Below are 16,331 nucleotides of genomic sequence, written 5' to 3' on the forward strand. Positions count from 1 at the left end.
TTGGGCGGGTACGTGTGAGGACGTTTCAGGCGGGCGGAAGGAGGACCAGCCGTGCCGCGCCCACCAGAGCGGCTGCGCTGCCGAGTGTAGCCGGAAGGACGGGGAGCCCGGCCAGGGCAGGCAGGAGTTCGGCGCGGAGGGCCCGTTCCATCGGCCGCCACCAGGGGGCGCCGGCGTCGGAAAGTCCGCCCGTGACAACTACCACCTCGGGGTCCAGGATGTTGGCCAGGCCGCCCATGGCCTGCCCGGCAGCTCCGGCGCCGATTCCTACGGCCCGGATGGCGGCGGCATCGCTTCGGCCGGCGAGGGCAAAGACGGCACGGGCGTCCGTGACAGGCTCCGTGCCGCCCAGCCGCAGGTACGCCTCGCGGATGGCGGGTCCCGAGGCAACGGCCTCGACGTGCCCGGCTCCGCCGCAGACGCACGGGATGGCGGTGCCCTCGTGGAACGCGTAGGGCGACGCGAAATGACCCACGTGTCCTCCCGCATGGCGCTGCCCCAACAGCGGGCGTCCGCCGAGCACGAAACTGCCGCCCACGCCCGTGCCGAAGGCCACCAGGAGTGAGCTTGCGGTTCCCGCCGCGGCTCCAGCCCACGCCTCGCCAAGTGCGTGGGCGTGGACATCGTTCACCGCCCGGACGGACGACGCCGGCAGGCCCAGCCGTGTGGCCAGGCCCGCGGTGAGTGCCGTCCCGGCCCAGCCGCGGATGGCATCGGTGGCGGACACCACCACGCCGCGCCCGGCATCGATGACCCCGGCGGAACCGACGCCTACGCGCTCAACGGTGATCCCGTCGTCGGCCGCCTTCTTGATCAGTCCGGCGGCAAGTTTGGCCGTAGCGTCGAGAATGGCCTCCCCGCCGTCGCGGCTCAGTGTGGGAACCGTGTCCGAAAACAGCACCTCCCCGTCGGCCGAAACCACTCCGGCAGCGGTCTTGGTACCCCCAAGGTCAACACCAACTGCATACATCATCGGGATGCCTAGACGAGGCCGTTGCGTTCGAGGATGACCTTGATCGCGGTGGTCTCTTCTTCGTTCAACGCCTGCATGGGTGCGCTCATGGTGTTGGTTTCAATGACGCCCATGATCTGCAGCGCCGTCTTGAAGGCACCCAACCCGGCCGCCCCTCCGGAGACTCGTCCGTTGGGGGTGTAGACGATCTCGAAGAGGTCCGCCAGGCGGTCCTGTTCGGCCGCGGCCTTTGCCCAGTCCCCGGCTTCGGCCGCATCCACCAGCTTGCGGTAGCCTGCTGGGTCGACGTTGCCCAGGCCGGGAACTACACCCTGGGCGCCGCCCAGGAGCGCACCGTCCACCACTACCTCGTGGCCGGTGAAGATGTCGAAGTTGTCGATGTCCCGGGCTGCGAGCAGGAGCTGGCGGAAGGCAACGTCGTCACCGGAAGAGTCTTTGACGCCCGCGATGACGCCCTCGCGGCCCAGCCGAACCAGAAGATCGGTGGGCAGCTTGTAGTGGGTGCGGACCGGCACGTCGTAGGCGAAAACCGGAACGTCGACGGCAGCGTGGATGCTGCGGAAGTGGGTCTCGGTCTCATCGGCGTTGCCAATTGCGTAGTACATGGAGGTGGCCACGATGGCGTCGGCCCCGAGGTCGATCACGCGCTTGGCCTCGTCGATGACCCGGTTGGTGGTCTGCTCGTTGGCGCCCACGATCAGCGGAACTGCCTTGGCGCCGGCTGCGGCGTTGGCTTCGGCGATGGTGCTGACAACCAGGTCGCGCTCGGCGTTGGTCATGTAGGGCACCTCGGCGGAGGAACCGAGGACGAACAGCCCTGACACGCCGCCGTCGAGCAGGTGGTTGGTGAGGTTGTGCAGGGACGCGGTGTCGATGCTGCCGTCTGCGTGGCGGGGGGTGACGACGGGCGGGATGACGCCGGAGAACTGGGAAGACACGGGAAAACTCCGATAACTGGGTTGGTAGAAGAGAAGGATGGGTGGTCTAGGTGTGCAGCAGGCTGGGGGCTGCGCCGAGGAGCTTGCGGGTGTAGTCGTTGGTGGGGTTGTCGAACACTTGGGCTGCGGGTCCTTCCTCCACGATTTCGCCGAAGTACATGACGCAGATCCGGTCGGAAACGTAGCGGACGGTCTGGATGTCGTGGGAGATAAACACCATCCCCAGGTCCAGCTGGGTCTTCAGGTCGGAGAGGAGGTTCAGGACTTGCGCGCGGACGGAGACGTCCAGGGCCGATGTCGGCTCGTCCGCGACGATAATGTCCGGATCCAGTGCCAGGGCCCTGGCGATCGCCACGCGCTGCCGCTGCCCACCGGACACCTGCGACGGCGTCACTTCCGCCGCTGAGGCGGGCAGGCCTACCAGCGCGAGGAGTTCCCGGACCTTGGCAGCCCGGCTGGCGGCGTTGCCGATGCCGTGCACCTGCAGCGGATCGGTGAGGATGTCCTGGATGGTCATTCGCGGGTTCAGCGCGGTGGCCGGGTCCTGGAACACCACGGACACGGAGCGGCCGAACTCCTTCCGCATGGCGGCGTTCCGCTTGATGGCGGGCTTGCCGTGGAACAGGACCTGCCCTGACGTGGGGGCCTGGAGGCCCACCAGTACCGACGCGAGGGTGGACTTGCCGCAGCCGGATTCACCCACGATGCCCACGGTTTCCCCACGGCTGATGGTGAAATCCACACCGTTGACGGCCTTGACGGTCCCGGGACGGAACAGCCCGCCTGTGCGGGTGCGATGGTGGACTTTGACGTCCCTGAGTTCGATGACCGGCGAACCGGTGGATGCGCTCACTTGGCGTCCTCCTTCAGGTGGCTGGCCCAGAAGTGGTCCGAGTCGCCGCCGTTTGCCGAAGCCACGGCGGTGAGGACCAGCTGCTGGTTGGGGTCGGCGTCGCTGCGCAGGGAGCGGGGCGCGAATCGGTCCCCGGGGGCGAAGTCCGTCGGCGACGGCACTGTGCCCGAGATCTGGTGCAGGCGGGCGGCGTCTGCCTCGATGGACAACACTGCGCCCAGCAGGCCACGGGTGTATTCGTGCTTCGGGTTCCGCAGCAGCTCGGAGGCCTGGGCGGATTCCACTACCTGGCCGGCGTACATGACCGTGATGCGGTGCGCCAGGGAGGCCACCAGTGCGAGGTCGTGGCTGACGAACACCATGGCGAATCCCAGCTGCTCGCGCAGTTCGTTGAGCAGGTCCACCACCTGCTTCTGGACGGTGACGTCCAGGGCAGTGGTGGGCTCATCCGCCACCACGATCTTGGGTGAACGGGACAAGGCCATGGCGATCAGCACGCGCTGCCGCTGCCCGCCGGACAACTCGTGGGGGTAGCTGGCCAGGGTGCGGACGGGATCGAGTTTCACCATTTCCAGCAGCTCGGCCGGGGTCTTCCGGCCGCCGCGGCGGGTCAGCTGCAGCATCTGGTCCTTGATCTTCATGGACGGGTTCAGCGAGCTGAGCGCGTCCTGGTAGACCATGGCGATCTGCTCGCCGCGCAGGCCCTGGTAGGCCTTGGCGTTGCTGTGGCTTGCGTCCGGGTCCAGCAGTTCCTTGCCGTCGAAACGGATGGAACCGGTGATCCGTGCCGTCTTCGGCAGCAGCCCCATGACGGCCAGCGACGTGATGGACTTCCCGCAACCGGATTCGCCCACCAGGCCCATGGTTTCGCCTTCGCGGACAGTGAAGGAGACGTCGTCCACGATGGCGGTCTCGCCAAACCGGCCGGGGAACCGGATGGAGAGGTTCTTGACCTCGAGGACGGTCCGGGCGTCCGCGGAGACCTGGGGGAGCCGGTCCGTGCGGGTGGCCTCGACGGCGGCGAGCAGTTCCAGCTCACGGTCCAGCAGGGCGTGCGGGTTGGCCGCCGCCACGCGGCGGTCGGTCAGGAGGGCGGAATGGGCCAGCTCGCGCTCGCCCGCATTCGCAGCTGTTGCCTCGCGGACGCCGTCGAGTTCGTGCTGTTCCACGACCGACGGCTGGGCGACTGAGGTAGCCACTTCCGTGTCCACCGCGGAGCCGGTGACGGCGGCGCCGGCCACCGAAGCGGCAGCACCGTCGTCGTCCTTCACCGCCGGCGCGCGCCGCAGCCGGGGGTTGACCATGGCGTCAGTGAGTCCCTCAGCGAGGATGTTCAGCGCCAGGACGGTGAGGAGGATGGTGAGGCCGGCGAAGGTGGTGGCCCACCAGCCGCCGGACAGCACGAGGTTGCGGCCATAGGAGATCACGTTGCCCCAGGACGGGGCGGGATCCTGGACGCCGGCGCCCAGGAAGGACAAAGAGGCCTCGAGGATGATGGCGTCCGCCACCATCACCGTGGCGAACACCAGGACGGGGGCCGCGGTGTTGCGCACGATGTGCTTGACCAGGATGTAGAACCGGCCGGCGCCGATGACCCGTTCGGCACGGACATAGTCCTCGCCGTACTGGGACAGCACGTTGGCGCGGACCACCCGGGCGAGCTGCGGGGTGTAGATGATGGCGATGGCAATGATGATGGTGGGCACCGAGTTGCCGAAGGCCGCCAGCAGCACCGCGGCCAGGGCGATGCCGGGGAAGGCCATCAGGATGTCCATCAGGCGCATGAGAAGTTCGTTGACGGCCTTGCTGGAGGTGGCCGCCAGTGACCCCAGGAGGGCACCCGCCAGGACTGCCAGGCCTACGGCGCCGAGGCCGATCATGAGCGATGACTGCGATCCGAAGAGCAGGCGGGAGAAGATGTCGCGGCCCAGCCGGTCGGTGCCAAAGAAGTGCTCGGCGCCCGGGGGAGTGGCGGGCATGAAGGTTTCCAGCGGATCGTGCGGTGCCAGGACCGGGGCGAAGACGGCGGCGAGGGCGATCACCACCAGGAAGGCGAGGGCCAGCCGGGAGCCCCAGGGCAGGGCCTTGAGGCGGAGGCCGGGGGCGCTCAGACGTTCAGCGAGTTTGCTGCGCATGGGTCACACGGTCCTGATTCGGGGGTTGATGAGCAGGTAGAGCAGGTCCACGGCGATATTCACCAGGACGAAGGTGACGGAGATGGTCAGGACCACGCCCTGCACCAGGTTTACGTCCAGGTTGGTGATGCCGTTGAGGATCAGCTGTCCCATGCCGGGCAAGGCGAAGATCATTTCAATCACGACGGCGCCGCCCAGCAGGTAGCCGATCCGCAGTCCCAGCACGGTCACCGGAGTGACCAGGGCGTTGCGGAGCACGTTCTTGGAGACCACCTCGCGGTACGGCACACCGTTGCCGATGGCCGTGCGGACGTAGTCCCGGTCCAGCTCTTCCACCATGGAGGTGCGGACCACCCGGATGAGGGACGCCGAGACCGGGATGCCGAGGGCCAGGGCGGGCAGTGCCATGGAGTTCAGCCACCCGCCGAAGCCGGACTCCGGGGTGGCAATGCCGCCGGACGGGAACATCGCTGCCGGTCCCAGTGCGAACCACTGGATCAGCAGGATGCCCAGCCAGAACGACGGCGTTGCCACCGCGGCGATCGAGAAGACACGGACCAGCTGGTCCTGCCATTTATCCCGGTACAAGGCGCCGATGATGCCGAACACCAAGGAGACCACAACGGCGATGATGACGCCCAGGAAGGTCAGCTGCAGCGTCAAGGGGAACGCCGAGCCGATCATGCTCGCCACGGATTTGGCCGGGGGCGTGGTGACGCCCAGGTCAAACTGGAGGAGCTTGCCCAGGAACCGCACATACTGCAGCAGCAGCGGATCGTTAAGGCCGTTCGCCTGGCGGTACTGTTCCTTGGCTTCCTCGCTGGCACCCTCGCCCAGGGCGCTGCTTGCCTGGTCTCCGGGGGCTGCCTGCAGGACCAGGAACACCAGCAGGGTGATGCCCAGGACCATCAGCGGCAGGGCTGCGAGCCGTCGGCCCAGCAGTCGCAATATGGTGCTCAATGTAGTCTCCGGTGGGTAGGGCTAGGCGGTGCGGCCCACACCAACGAAGGACACTCCGGTGGTGGGAAGGGGCTTGAAGCCGCTCAGTTTCTTTGCATCCCAGGCGCTGGGAAGCTGGCGGTGGAACAGGGGATACAGCGGAACCTCTTCGGACACCAGGTCCACGATCTGGCCGGTCAGCTTCTTGGCGTCTTCCTTGGTGGCCTGGCCCGCCTTGGACATCAGGTCCACCAGCTGGGCGCGCTCCGGGGTTGCACCCCAGAAGGCGCGGTTCTTCATCCAGGTGTCGCCGGCGTAGAACCAGCTCAGCAGCAGGTCCGCGTCGTTGCCGAACACCGAGGGATCACCCGGTGCGGCAACAACTGTGTAGTCGCCCTTGGCCACGCGGTCCGTGTAAAGGGCGCCGGACTGCAGGTTCTTGAGGGTGACCTTGACGCCGGGGATCTTATTCCAGGATTCGAGCATCAGGGGCGCCACGTCCTTGACCCAGGCCGTGTCCGTGGTGAGCAGTTCGAACTCCAGGTTGGTGACGCCGGCTTCCTTGAGGAGGTCCGCTGCCTTCTGGGCGTCATAGCCGTACACATTCTTGGCCTTGACGTAATCCGGGTGGCCTTCCTGGAAGTAGGAGCTGGCCGGCTTGGCATTGCCAAACAGGGCTTTCTTGATGATGGAGTCCTTGTCCAGGCCGTAGTGCAGGGCCTGGCGGACCTTCTTGTTGTTGAAGGGCGCAGCGTTGCAGTTGAACATCATGAACAGCAGGCCGAAGGACTGCACCGATTCAACGGTGGCTGCGGACTTCAGGCCCTGCATGTCCAGGTAGGGGACGTCCTCAATGGCCTGGACGCGGCCTGACTGCATGGCGGTGACACGGGCGGCGGCATCGGAGAGCAGCAGCCAGGTCATGCCCTTAGCCAGTGCCGGCATGGGTCCGTTGTAGGCCTGGTTGGCCTCGAAGACGATCTTGTCGTCTTTGACTGCGGAGATCAGCTTGTAGGGTCCGGTGCCCACGGGCTTGGCGTCGAAGGACTTCAGCTGGTCCGAGCCCACCGGGAAGTTGGTCAGTGCCTTGGGTACCACCTTCACCACGGAGATGCGCGGACCGAAGCCTGGGAAGGCGTACTTCAGGGTGAACTCCACGGTCTTGGCGTCGAGTGCCTTGACCTCCTGGATGAACGGAATGAACTGCGAGAACAGCGACTTGTTGGCCGGGTCCATTACCCGGGTGAAGGAGAACACCACGTCCTCGGCGGTAACGGGGGAGCCGTTGTGGAACACCGCGCCGTCCCTGATGGCCACCTGGTAGGTAGTGGCATTTACCATCTTGGGATCGGAAGCGGCAAGGGCGTTGTAGGGCTCCCGTGTGGCTGGGTGCAGCTCGATCAGGCCCTCAAAGACGTGCAGGTTCGCGGCCATCGGGGTTGCGCCGGAGGAGGAGATGGGGTCGAAGCCGGTGGAGAGGGCGTAGGAGATGCCGGCCTCGATGGTGAGGTCCTTATTGATCGGCGCCGTGTTTTCAGCTGCCCCCGTGGTGGTCGCGGCGGGTCCGCCGCACGCGGCCAGGGAGCTGGCGAAGGCTGCGGCCAGGCCCATGGCCCCGCCGAGCTTCAGGAAGTTCCGGCGACTGGCGTCATCGACCAGCGGCAGGTTCTTGATGTTGTTCATGTGCCTCACCGTTCAGAAGGATGTTTATCGGATGTAGGATGTCCTAGCTCGTAAGAAAAACTGTAAGTCCCATCACAGGCAACGTCAAGTGGACTTTTCCCCGCGGCCGTGGCCGTGGTTCCCGCATGGCAATGCAATTGGAGGTTCCATGTCCCTGATCGTCGGCGCCTACGCTGCCCACCCTGACGAATTGCGGCAGCAGTTTTATCAAGCGCTCGCCGGAATACCTTCCGTCCGCGGATTGGAACTTCCCTATGGGCCATACGGTGGAGTCCGCTGGCCCGCCGGCGCTCCGGGCAACTGGTCCGCTGTAGTTACCGCCATTCCCGGCACCATGCAGCGGCTCAAGGCGTCGCCAACGTTCGGACTTGCGTCCGGCGATGCCGCGGGCAGGACGGAAGCGCTGCACTTCGTCGCGGGGATCCACGCGTTGGTGCTCCAGTTGAAGAAGGAGGGCCGGGAGGTGGAGGCCGTCGAGCTGCACTCCGCCCCGTATCCCGGCGCTGACCCGTCAAGGTTCGCGGAGTCCCTGAAGCAGGTCCTCGAATGGGAGTGGGGAGCCACCAGGCTGCTGGTGGAGCACTGTGATGCGCCCCGGCCCGAAGGCACGCCCGAGAAGGGTTTCCTGCCGTTCGGCGAGGAAGTGGACGTGCTCCGCTCGCTCCGGGAACAGGCGGGCGGCCGGGTGGGACTCGTTATCAACTGGGCACGGTCGGTCATCGAAACCCGGGACCGGGGCACCGCCGTGGAGCACATCGCGCACGCCCGCGAGGCAGGGGTTCTGGCGGGCCTGATCTTCTCCGGGTGTTCCCCGGAGGAGACGGAATTTGGTTATCCCTGGATCGATGCCCACCTCCCGCCTGTGGAAGTTGAAGGGGCGCCGTCCAGCTCCCTGCTGAACCGCGCGGAAATTAGCCGCTGCAACAAGGCCGCAGGGAACGTACCCATGCATGGGTTCAAGATCGGCCTGCCCCGCCAGGGGCTCTCCGTCGAGGAAAGGGTGGAGCGGCTCAGGCAGATGTGTGCGCTGGTTGAAGGGGATCTTCCGGGCTGACGCAGCCGGTGGTGATATCGAACCGGAACGTCCTGCGTCGCCGTACCGGCGAGGCAGCGCACATCCCTTCAACCGAAAACTCGAGTTCCAGGATGTCCCGCCCGGCATCCTCTGCCGTCACGGTGTATGAGGGCGTGAAGTAGAGCGCCTCCCCGCCCGGCGGCAGGTCGATGGCCGGAAAATCACCGGCTCCGGGCCCGGCGAGACGGACCTGCGTGACCGTTGTGTCGCCGTCGTTCCTTGCCCTGCCCGTGAAAGCAAGGATGTCCCCGGCCTTGTACCCGGGAATGATGGGGCCGTAGTTGAGGTCCTGCGCCTCCCGGGTGCCCAGGACCTGGGCCTGCCCGGCGGAGTAGCCCTGGCCGATCTCCTTGGACGCCGGGCCCCAGTCGCCGCAATCGGCCGCCAAGACATGGAATTCGCCAAGGTTCCGCCACTCGGACGGCAGGCCCGGTGTGACGGACCGCAGTTCCATGTTGAAAGTGAGGCCAGGGTTCAGTTCCTTGCTGCCGGGTGGGGTCTGGGACGCCGGCAACTGGTCCGTCAGTTGCCCTGCCGGGATGGAGGCGAACACAATCTCCCGGTACCCCTGGCGCTCGTACAGGACACCGATGTTGCCGTCCGGCAGCCGGGTGGCGGTGGAGTAGGCGGAACTGCCCGCGCACAGGACCAGCCGTGCCGGCCAGGTCCGGCCGTTGTCCGGCGAGAGGCTCAAGACCGTGTTCCGCCGCAGGCTGGTGTCCTGGTTGTTGGTGGCCAGCAGCCAAGGATCCGTCTCCGGCGTGGCAAGGTGGGGCACGGAAGGGAGGCCGTCAAAGCGGGTTAGGGAGCCGTTATCGCTCGGGTCCGGGAGGTCCTCGACTGGAACCAGGGTGCTCCAGCTCTGGCCGCCGTTGCTGGACGTGGCAGCCAGCCGCCGCGGCGTGGCGCGGCTGTGCAGGAGCAGGCTTCCGTCGCCCCGGGCTGCCACCTTGTTCTCGTTCGGGGCGGCGCCATGGGTAGTGGCGCCGATGAGCTCCCCGAACGTCCAGTTGTCTCCGTGGTTGTCGCTGTAGGCCGAGGCTGCCATGATCGCGCCGTCGCACAGGACCACGAACTGCTGCACCAGCCGGCCCTGGAACGGCCCCGTATGGACTTGGATTCCCTGGCCGGCCGCGGCGAACATGCCTGTGATGTCCTGGCCTGCGGGGGTGCTGCCCTTCAACTCGGCGGTGAGGCGCCGGTGCTGCCAGGTCACGCCGTCATCGTCGGACCAGCTCAGGTCGCAGTGCTGGACGGACTCGTCCTCCGCGGCCATTCCTGCTGTCGATTCGAAGAACCCGGCGCGTGTTCCGGCGGCGTGGAAAAGGAAGATCCGCCCGGTCCCGGCGTCGACCAGCAGGCTGGGGTCGCCGAAACCTTCCAGGCCGGTGCCGCGGCGCACCACTTCCTGCGCACTCCACGTCTCACCGTTGTCGTTGCTGCGGCGGAGCAGCAGATCGATGGGGCTCGGCAGGTCGTCCAGGTTCGGCCTGCCGTCGTAGGCGGCCAGGAGCGTTCCCCTGGTGGTGACGGCGAGCGCAGGGATGCGGTACTGGCGGTATCCACCACGGCCGCGGGTGGCGAGGATACGCTCCACAGCCGGCACGGCAATGGGCCATTCAGTAAAAAGGTAGGACGTCACATGTTTAGTCTAGCTTTCCACGTGGCTCCACCTTAGGGTGGTAGGACGTCGTATGTAGCAAGAATCACATTTGTGTGCAGCCTCGACGGCGTCGTCACTTCCATTCGAGCCGCAGCGCGGCGTCCAGAAAGGACATGGGTTTGCGAATTACCACCAAAAGAACCAAGAAACGATCAATGGGGAAGGCCGCGGGCACGGGCGCACTGGCCCTGGCCCTGCTGGCCGGGAGCGGGCTGCCGGCGCAGGCGGCCCCCACCCCCTCCACCAGCCCTACCGCTCCGCCGGGCAGCTTCCAGGAAGTGAATCTCGCAGCGGACAGAACGGCCGCCAACTTCTTCTACCGGATCCCCGCGCTGACCTACCTCGGCAGCGGCGTGGTCCTCGCCGCCTGGGACGGCCGGCCCGGCAGTGCTGCCGACGCCCCCAACCCCAATTCCATCGTGCAGCGCCGCAGCACTGACGGCGGAAGGACCTGGGGACCGGTGCAGGTTATTGCAGCCGGCCATGTTGCGGATGCCACTGGACCGAAGTACGGCTACAGCGACCCGTCCTATATCTACGACGCCGAGGCCGGAAAGGTCTTCGCGTTCTTTGTCTACTCCAAGGACCAGGGCTTCGGCGGCAGCGGGTTCGGTAACGATGACGCGGACCGCAACGTCATTTCCTCCGCCGTGATTGAATCGTCCGACGGCGGCGCCACCTGGAGCCAGCCCCGTCTCATCACCGGCGTCACCAAGCCGGGCACCAGCGCCACCAACCCGGTTGCGGGCGATGTACGGTCCAACTTCGCATCTTCCGGCGAAGGTATCCAGCTCAAGTACGGACCCTACAAGGGCCGGCTGATCCAGCAGTACGCCGGCGATGTCCGCCAGGCGGACGGCACCAACCGCATTCAGGCCTACAGCGTCTATTCGGATGACCACGGTGCCACCTGGCACAAGGGCGCCAGCGTGGGTGACCGGATGGATGAGAACAAGACCGTTGAGCTTTCCGACGGCAAGGTCCTGCTGAACTCCCGGGACAACGCCAACCAGGGCTACCGGAAGGTTGCGGTTTCCAGCGACGGCGGGGCCACCTACGGTCCCGTCACCCAGGACACGGAGCTGCCGGATCCGGCCAACAACGGCTCCATCGCCCGCATGTTCCCCAACGCTGCCCCGGGCTCGGCGGACGCCAGGAAACTGGTCTTCACCAACGCAAATTCCAAGACCGCGCGCGAGAACGTCTCCGCCCGGGTCTCGTGCGACGACGGCGCCACCTGGCCCGGGGTGCGAACCATCCGTCCCGGGTTCTCCGCCTACTCCACGGTGACCCGGCTGGAGGATGGCAGGTTCGGCGTCCTGTACGAAGGGAACTACACGGACAACATGCAGTTCTCCACCTTCGACGACGCCTGGCTCAACTACGCCTGCGCACCCCTGTCCGTCCCCGCCGTCACCACCGCACCCGGCGCCACCAAACAGGTTGCCGTGACCGTCACCAACCAGGAAACCGCCACGCTCTCCGGCGCCACCGCCACCGTGTACACCCCCAGCGGCTGGTCCGCCACCACGGTGGCTGTGCCCGACGTCGCACCCGGTGCCTCCGCCACCGTCACCGTGGACCTGACCGCTCCGTCCAATGCCAGCGGCCCGCAGAACCTCAACGCGGCGTTCACGACGGCGGACGGCCGGGTCTCGCAGGCCACCTTCACCGCCACGGTCCCGGCGGCTCCGCAGGTGGGCCTCAGCGTCACCGGCTCCGCGCCGGACCGCGACGTCGCGGCCAGCCCGTACCAGGCCGGCGACGTGCTCAGCTACACGTTCACCATCAAGAGCACGGCCAACGTCACCGCCAACTCAGTGCCGCTCGCCGGAACCTTCGACGCCGGGTTCCTGCCGCCGTCGGCCCCCAACTGCCGGTACAACAACCTGGCAGCGGGCGCCTCCTACACCTGCGCCACGGCTAAGCACACTCTGACGGCCGAGGACATCTCCCGCGGCTACTTCATGCCGCAGGCAACCTTCAGCATCACGGCCAGCGCGACGCCGTCGCTCACCAGGACGGTTTCCTTCACCGGCGCGGCCGTGGCACTGCGCGATGGCCTGGTGGCCGCCACCATCACGGGCAGCCGCAGCGACGCCGGCCGGGACCTGGCTGCGCAGCCGTACGGCGCAGGGGAGGCGTTCCCCTACAAGTTCGACGTGACCAACACCAGCCCGCTGGTGGAGAAAGTGGTCCCCACGGCCGGCAATTTCAGCCCGTTTATGCCGGACGGCCCCGGGAACTGCCGGTACAGCGTGCTGCCCGCCGGCCAGTCCTACACGTGTGCCACGCCACGCCACACTGTCACCGCCGTGGAAGCGGGCCAAGGCTTCTTCGTCCCCGAGACCTCCTGGGAGGTCAGCGCCACCGGCCAGACCACCCGGACCTACGCCGTGAACGGCGGCGAGGTGGACCTGAAGGTCCGCGATGCCAGGATGGAAGGCACCGTCGCCGCGGAATGGACGGACCTGGACGGAGACCGCTACGCCTCCGCAGGCGACACCATCACATACACCTACACCCTGGGCAACGCAGGAAACGTGGACCTGACAGCGGTTTCCGCCCCGGACGCGGGCATCAGCGAACAGTTGTTGGCTGCCGGCAGTAACGTGACCGCCACCCGCGCCCACGTGCTGAGTGCCGCGGACATTGCGGCCGGCCAGTTGGCACCAGTCAGCTTCGAGGCCACCGCGGACAACGGTGCCAAGCGCATCACGGCGTCGGTGGCCGGCGGGGGCATCCGGCTCAACCTGCAGCCCGCGCAGCCCGAATCCGTTCCGGCGCTCACAGTCCAGGACTTTGAGGGCCTGACACCTCCGTGGGACCTCGGCACCGCGGACAAGTACCGCAACGGCCAGAAGGTGGTCCTCGGGGGCCTCGACTACGGACAGTGGTATTACGTGTACCTCAACAAGCGCAGCTACCGGATTGGCTGGATTTTTCCCACCACTGGTAACACGGTGGAATTCATCCTCCCAGCGGACGTGCAGAACGGCCGCGATGACGTGGTGGTACTGGACAGGGACGGCAAACAGGTGGCCTTTGACCGTTTGCAGGTGACACCGAAGGGATGACGAAAGTGGAATCAGTGCACGCGCACTGGGCGGGGGCTTTCGACGTCGTCCAGGACGTGGAGGGCTGGCAGGAGTTCAGGCGGCTTGACACAGAACTGCTGATGCCGCCCTTCACTGACGGGCTTGCGGACATGGCACAGATGACGGCCGGTGTCCGGGCCACGTGGACGGCTTCGTCCGGCAGGCTGACCCTCAAGGCGGAAGGTACCGCGGACTGCTCTCCCATTGATGTGCTGGTTGACGGCCAACTGGCCCACCGGATCGCCGCTGCCGGTCGGCTGAGCCACACGCTGGAGTTGGGAACGCTGCCGGCCGGCGCCAAGGTGCAACTGTGGCTCCCACAGTTCGGCCGGGTCAGGGTGCTCCACGCATCCCTGCAAGGCGAGGATGTCCAGTCGGTGCAAGAGTCAGGCAAGCGGTGGCTGGCCTACGGAAGCTCCATCACCCACTGCCGGGAGGCGGCCGGTCCTTCCGAGACCTGGCCGGCGCTGGTGGCCCGGAAGCTCGGGTGGGAACTGCAGTCGCTGGGTTTTGCCGGCGAATGCCAGCTGGACCCGGCTGCAGCAAGGACCATTCAGCGACTCCCTGCGGATGTCATCTCCCTGTGCTTGGGCATCAACTCCTACAACGCAGCGGCGTTCTCGTTGCGGAGCTATGCCAGCCAGGTGCTGGGGTTCATCTCGAACATCCTGACCGCCCATCCGGACGTTCCACTGGTGGTGATCACGCCCGTCCTGTCGCTTCCGCGTGAAGCTACACCCAATGCGGTCGGTGCCACCCTGGCCGACTACCGGGAGGCCACAGCCGGAGTGGTCGCCCACCTGCAGCGGCAGTCCGGGGAAGCACGGATCCACCTGGTGGACGGCGGGGCGGTGCTGACGGAAGCCGAGGCGCTGGCCCACATGCCGGACACCCTCCATCCGGACAATGCAGGGTACCGGCTTATGGCCGAAAGGCTGGGCCCGCGCCTTGCCGCCGCGGCAGCCAACGGTCCGAAGGACTAGACAACCGGTCCCGGCCGGCGTCGTGGCCTCCTAGGCGCCTGCCAGGACCGGGGTTGTCAGTTTGCCGTCCCGCATGGTGGCCACCACGTCGGTCAGCGGCACGAACTCGGTGTCATGGGTGACCATCACCGTTGCCACCGAGAATTCGTTGGTCACCTGCCGCAGGAGGGCGATGATGGAGGCGCTCCGTTCGTGGTCCAGTGCCGCCGTCGGCTCGTCCACCAGCAGCACCCTGGGGCTGCCCATCAGCGCCCGCGCGATGTTCACGCGCTGGCGCTGGCCGCCGGAGAGCTGGTGCGGAAGTTTCCCCGCACTGGCGGACAGCCCGACGACGTCCAGCAGTTCGGCGGCCCGCGCCGTGGCGGCTTTGGCGGACTTTCCGCGCAGGTGGTCGCTGATGACGAGCTGTTCGACGGCGGTGAGCGACGGGAGCAGGTTGGGCTGCTGGAAGATGATGCCCACTTTCCCGCGCCGCAGGGCTGTCAGTTCCTTGTCCCCCAGGCCCATGGTGTCGGTGCCGTCGATAATGACTTGGCCGCTTGTGGGGCGGACCAGGGTGGCGGCGGCGGCCAGCAGGCTGGACTTACCGGACCCCGAGGGGCCCACGAGTGCCACGAGTTGGCCGGCTTCCGCGGTGAGGCTGACACGGTCCAGGGCGGTGGTGGTGCCGCCGCCGTCGGGATATTCGAGGGTGACGTTGACCAGGGTCAGGGGAGCGGTTGTGGTCATGATGGGTTCCTTTCAAAGGAGGGAAGAAGGGATTAGTTTCCGCCGAGCGCCAGGAGCGCATCGACCTTGGTGACGCGCCGGACGGCCAGTGCCGCACCTGCCAGGCCCAGGGCAACGATCCCGACGACGGGAACCACCGAGGTGGCCAGGTTCAGCTGGAAGGGGGCTGCCTGGGCAGCGAACAAGCCGGCGCCAACACCCACGGCTCCGCCGACTCCGGCGCCTGCCAGCAGCACGATGGCGGCCTGGGTCATGGCGTCGCGAAGGATGTAGGAACTGGGTGCGCCCATGGCTTTCAGCACAGCGATGTCCCTGGTGCGCTGGATGGTCCAGACGCTCAGAAAGGCCACGATCACCAGTGCCGAGATGCCGTACAGGAATGCCTGCATCAGCGTCAGCGAACCGTTCTCGCTCTTGAAGGAGCCCAGGGCCTGGAAAGATCCCGTGCGGGATTCGCTCACCGTGTGTGCCGCGCCGTTCGCCGCGGCCTCATCCACCGTGGCCCCGTCCGCGTAGGTGACGGCGACGACCGTGGCCAACTGTCCGGCGTCGGACACGTGCGCAGCCTTGCCCCATGCCGGCAGGGCCGTCCACACCACGCTGGTGTGCGCGTACCACTGGTCCGGCACCACGGCGGCGACGGACAGCTCCACGCCGCCCAGGGACACCTTGTCCCCCTGGCCCACCGCCAGGGCTTCCGCCACTGAGGCGCCCACGGCGGCCGTCCCGGCAGATACGTCCACGGGCGCCAGCGGGCTGCCCGGCGAGACGCCGAACACCGCTACATTTGCGGTTCCCGAGCCGTCCGCGGCCTGCGCCCTTGTCTGCGTAATGCCCAGCGGCTCGGCGGACTGGACACCCGGCCGGCTTTGCCAGCTGTCCACCTGGGCGGCGGTCACGGAGCTCTCGGTATAGGACGCCTTGGGTGAGCCTGAACCGGGGGCGCCGAAGGCGATGGCGTCCACCGGCCTCGCGGCAGTTGCCCCCAGCCTGGCGATGGCGGAGGTGGATTGCTCGGCGAGCCCGGCCGTCAGGCCGGACAGCATGACCAGCAACAGGGTGATCAGGGCTACGACGCCGCCCATCATGGCGAACCGGCCTTTGGCGAAGCGGATATCGCGGATTGCCAGGAACACGTTGGTTCTTCTCTCTGCAGGGGTGGATTGTTCTGTAGTTCCACTCTCCCGGCCGGAGCCTGCATGGGAATCGCGGGGATGGTTGATCTGCGGGAATGGAACGGTTGATACGGGAGTCAACCTTTT

At 67.0% G+C, this 16,331-nt stretch carries 12 protein-coding genes; 3 read left to right on the forward strand and 9 right to left on the reverse strand.

Going from position 1 to position 16,331, the window contains the following annotated elements:
* Positions 1–25: 25 nt before the first annotated feature.
* Genes J2T23_RS06570 through J2T23_RS06595 form a run of 6 tightly spaced genes read right to left on the reverse strand, consistent with a single transcriptional unit; the run spans position 26 to position 7,521 of the window.
* Positions 26–973, reverse strand: a complete 948-nt coding sequence (locus J2T23_RS06570) for an ROK family protein (RefSeq protein WP_307358250.1) — start codon at positions 971–973, stop codon at positions 26–28.
* A gap of 8 nt (positions 974–981) precedes the next feature.
* Positions 982–1,911: a dihydrodipicolinate synthase family protein gene (locus J2T23_RS06575; RefSeq protein WP_307358252.1), complete on the reverse strand. Its 930-nt coding sequence runs from the start codon at positions 1,909–1,911 to the stop codon at positions 982–984.
* Positions 1,912–1,957: 46 nt separating this feature from the next.
* Entirely contained in the window at positions 1,958–2,764 is an 807-nt protein-coding gene (locus tag J2T23_RS06580; RefSeq protein WP_141159227.1) for an ATP-binding cassette domain-containing protein, read from the reverse strand.
* Positions 2,761–4,899, reverse strand: coding sequence for a dipeptide/oligopeptide/nickel ABC transporter permease/ATP-binding protein (locus tag J2T23_RS06585; RefSeq protein ID WP_307358255.1), 2,139 nt, complete (start codon positions 4,897–4,899; stop codon positions 2,761–2,763). The genes J2T23_RS06580 and J2T23_RS06585 overlap by 4 nt, the downstream gene beginning before the upstream one ends.
* A gap of 3 nt (positions 4,900–4,902) precedes the next feature.
* Complete coding sequence (locus J2T23_RS06590; RefSeq protein WP_141159229.1) at positions 4,903–5,859, reverse strand: ABC transporter permease; 957 nt, start codon at positions 5,857–5,859, stop codon at positions 4,903–4,905.
* A gap of 21 nt (positions 5,860–5,880) precedes the next feature.
* A complete protein-coding gene (locus J2T23_RS06595) occupies positions 5,881–7,521 on the reverse strand; it encodes an ABC transporter substrate-binding protein (protein ID WP_307358258.1) in 1,641 nt (546 codons plus the stop codon).
* 148 nt (positions 7,522–7,669) lie between these two features.
* Between J2T23_RS06595 and J2T23_RS06600 the strand changes: the two genes are divergently transcribed.
* Positions 7,670–8,575 (forward strand): DUF4862 family protein, encoded by a 906-nt coding sequence (locus tag J2T23_RS06600; protein WP_307358260.1) that lies wholly within the window; start codon positions 7,670–7,672, stop codon positions 8,573–8,575.
* Here J2T23_RS06600 and J2T23_RS06605 read toward each other — a convergent pair.
* Entirely contained in the window at positions 8,532–10,238 is a 1,707-nt protein-coding gene (locus tag J2T23_RS06605) for a sialidase family protein (RefSeq protein WP_307358262.1), read from the reverse strand. The two genes, J2T23_RS06600 and J2T23_RS06605, sit on opposite strands and share 44 nt — an antisense overlap.
* A 176-nt stretch (positions 10,239–10,414) precedes the next feature.
* Between J2T23_RS06605 and J2T23_RS06610 the strand changes: the two genes are divergently transcribed.
* Positions 10,415–13,336: an exo-alpha-sialidase gene (locus J2T23_RS06610; protein WP_307358264.1), complete on the forward strand. Its 2,922-nt coding sequence runs from the start codon at positions 10,415–10,417 to the stop codon at positions 13,334–13,336.
* 5 nt (positions 13,337–13,341) lie between these two features.
* A complete protein-coding gene (locus tag J2T23_RS06615) occupies positions 13,342–14,340 on the forward strand; it encodes a GDSL-type esterase/lipase family protein (RefSeq protein WP_307358266.1) in 999 nt (332 codons plus the stop codon).
* A gap of 30 nt (positions 14,341–14,370) precedes the next feature.
* Here the strand turns inward: J2T23_RS06615 and J2T23_RS06620 are convergent, their stop codons facing one another.
* On the reverse strand, positions 14,371–15,069 hold the full coding sequence (locus J2T23_RS06620; protein ID WP_141159244.1) for an ABC transporter ATP-binding protein: 699 nt from the start codon (positions 15,067–15,069) through the stop codon (positions 14,371–14,373).
* 32 nt (positions 15,070–15,101) lie between these two features.
* Entirely contained in the window at positions 15,102–16,205 is a 1,104-nt protein-coding gene (locus J2T23_RS06625; protein ID WP_307358269.1) for an ABC transporter permease, read from the reverse strand.
* Positions 16,206–16,331 lie beyond the last annotated feature (126 nt).

This window comes from Pseudarthrobacter niigatensis (genome assembly GCF_030812615.1).
Taxonomy (GTDB): domain Bacteria; phylum Actinomycetota; class Actinomycetes; order Actinomycetales; family Micrococcaceae; genus Arthrobacter; species Arthrobacter niigatensis.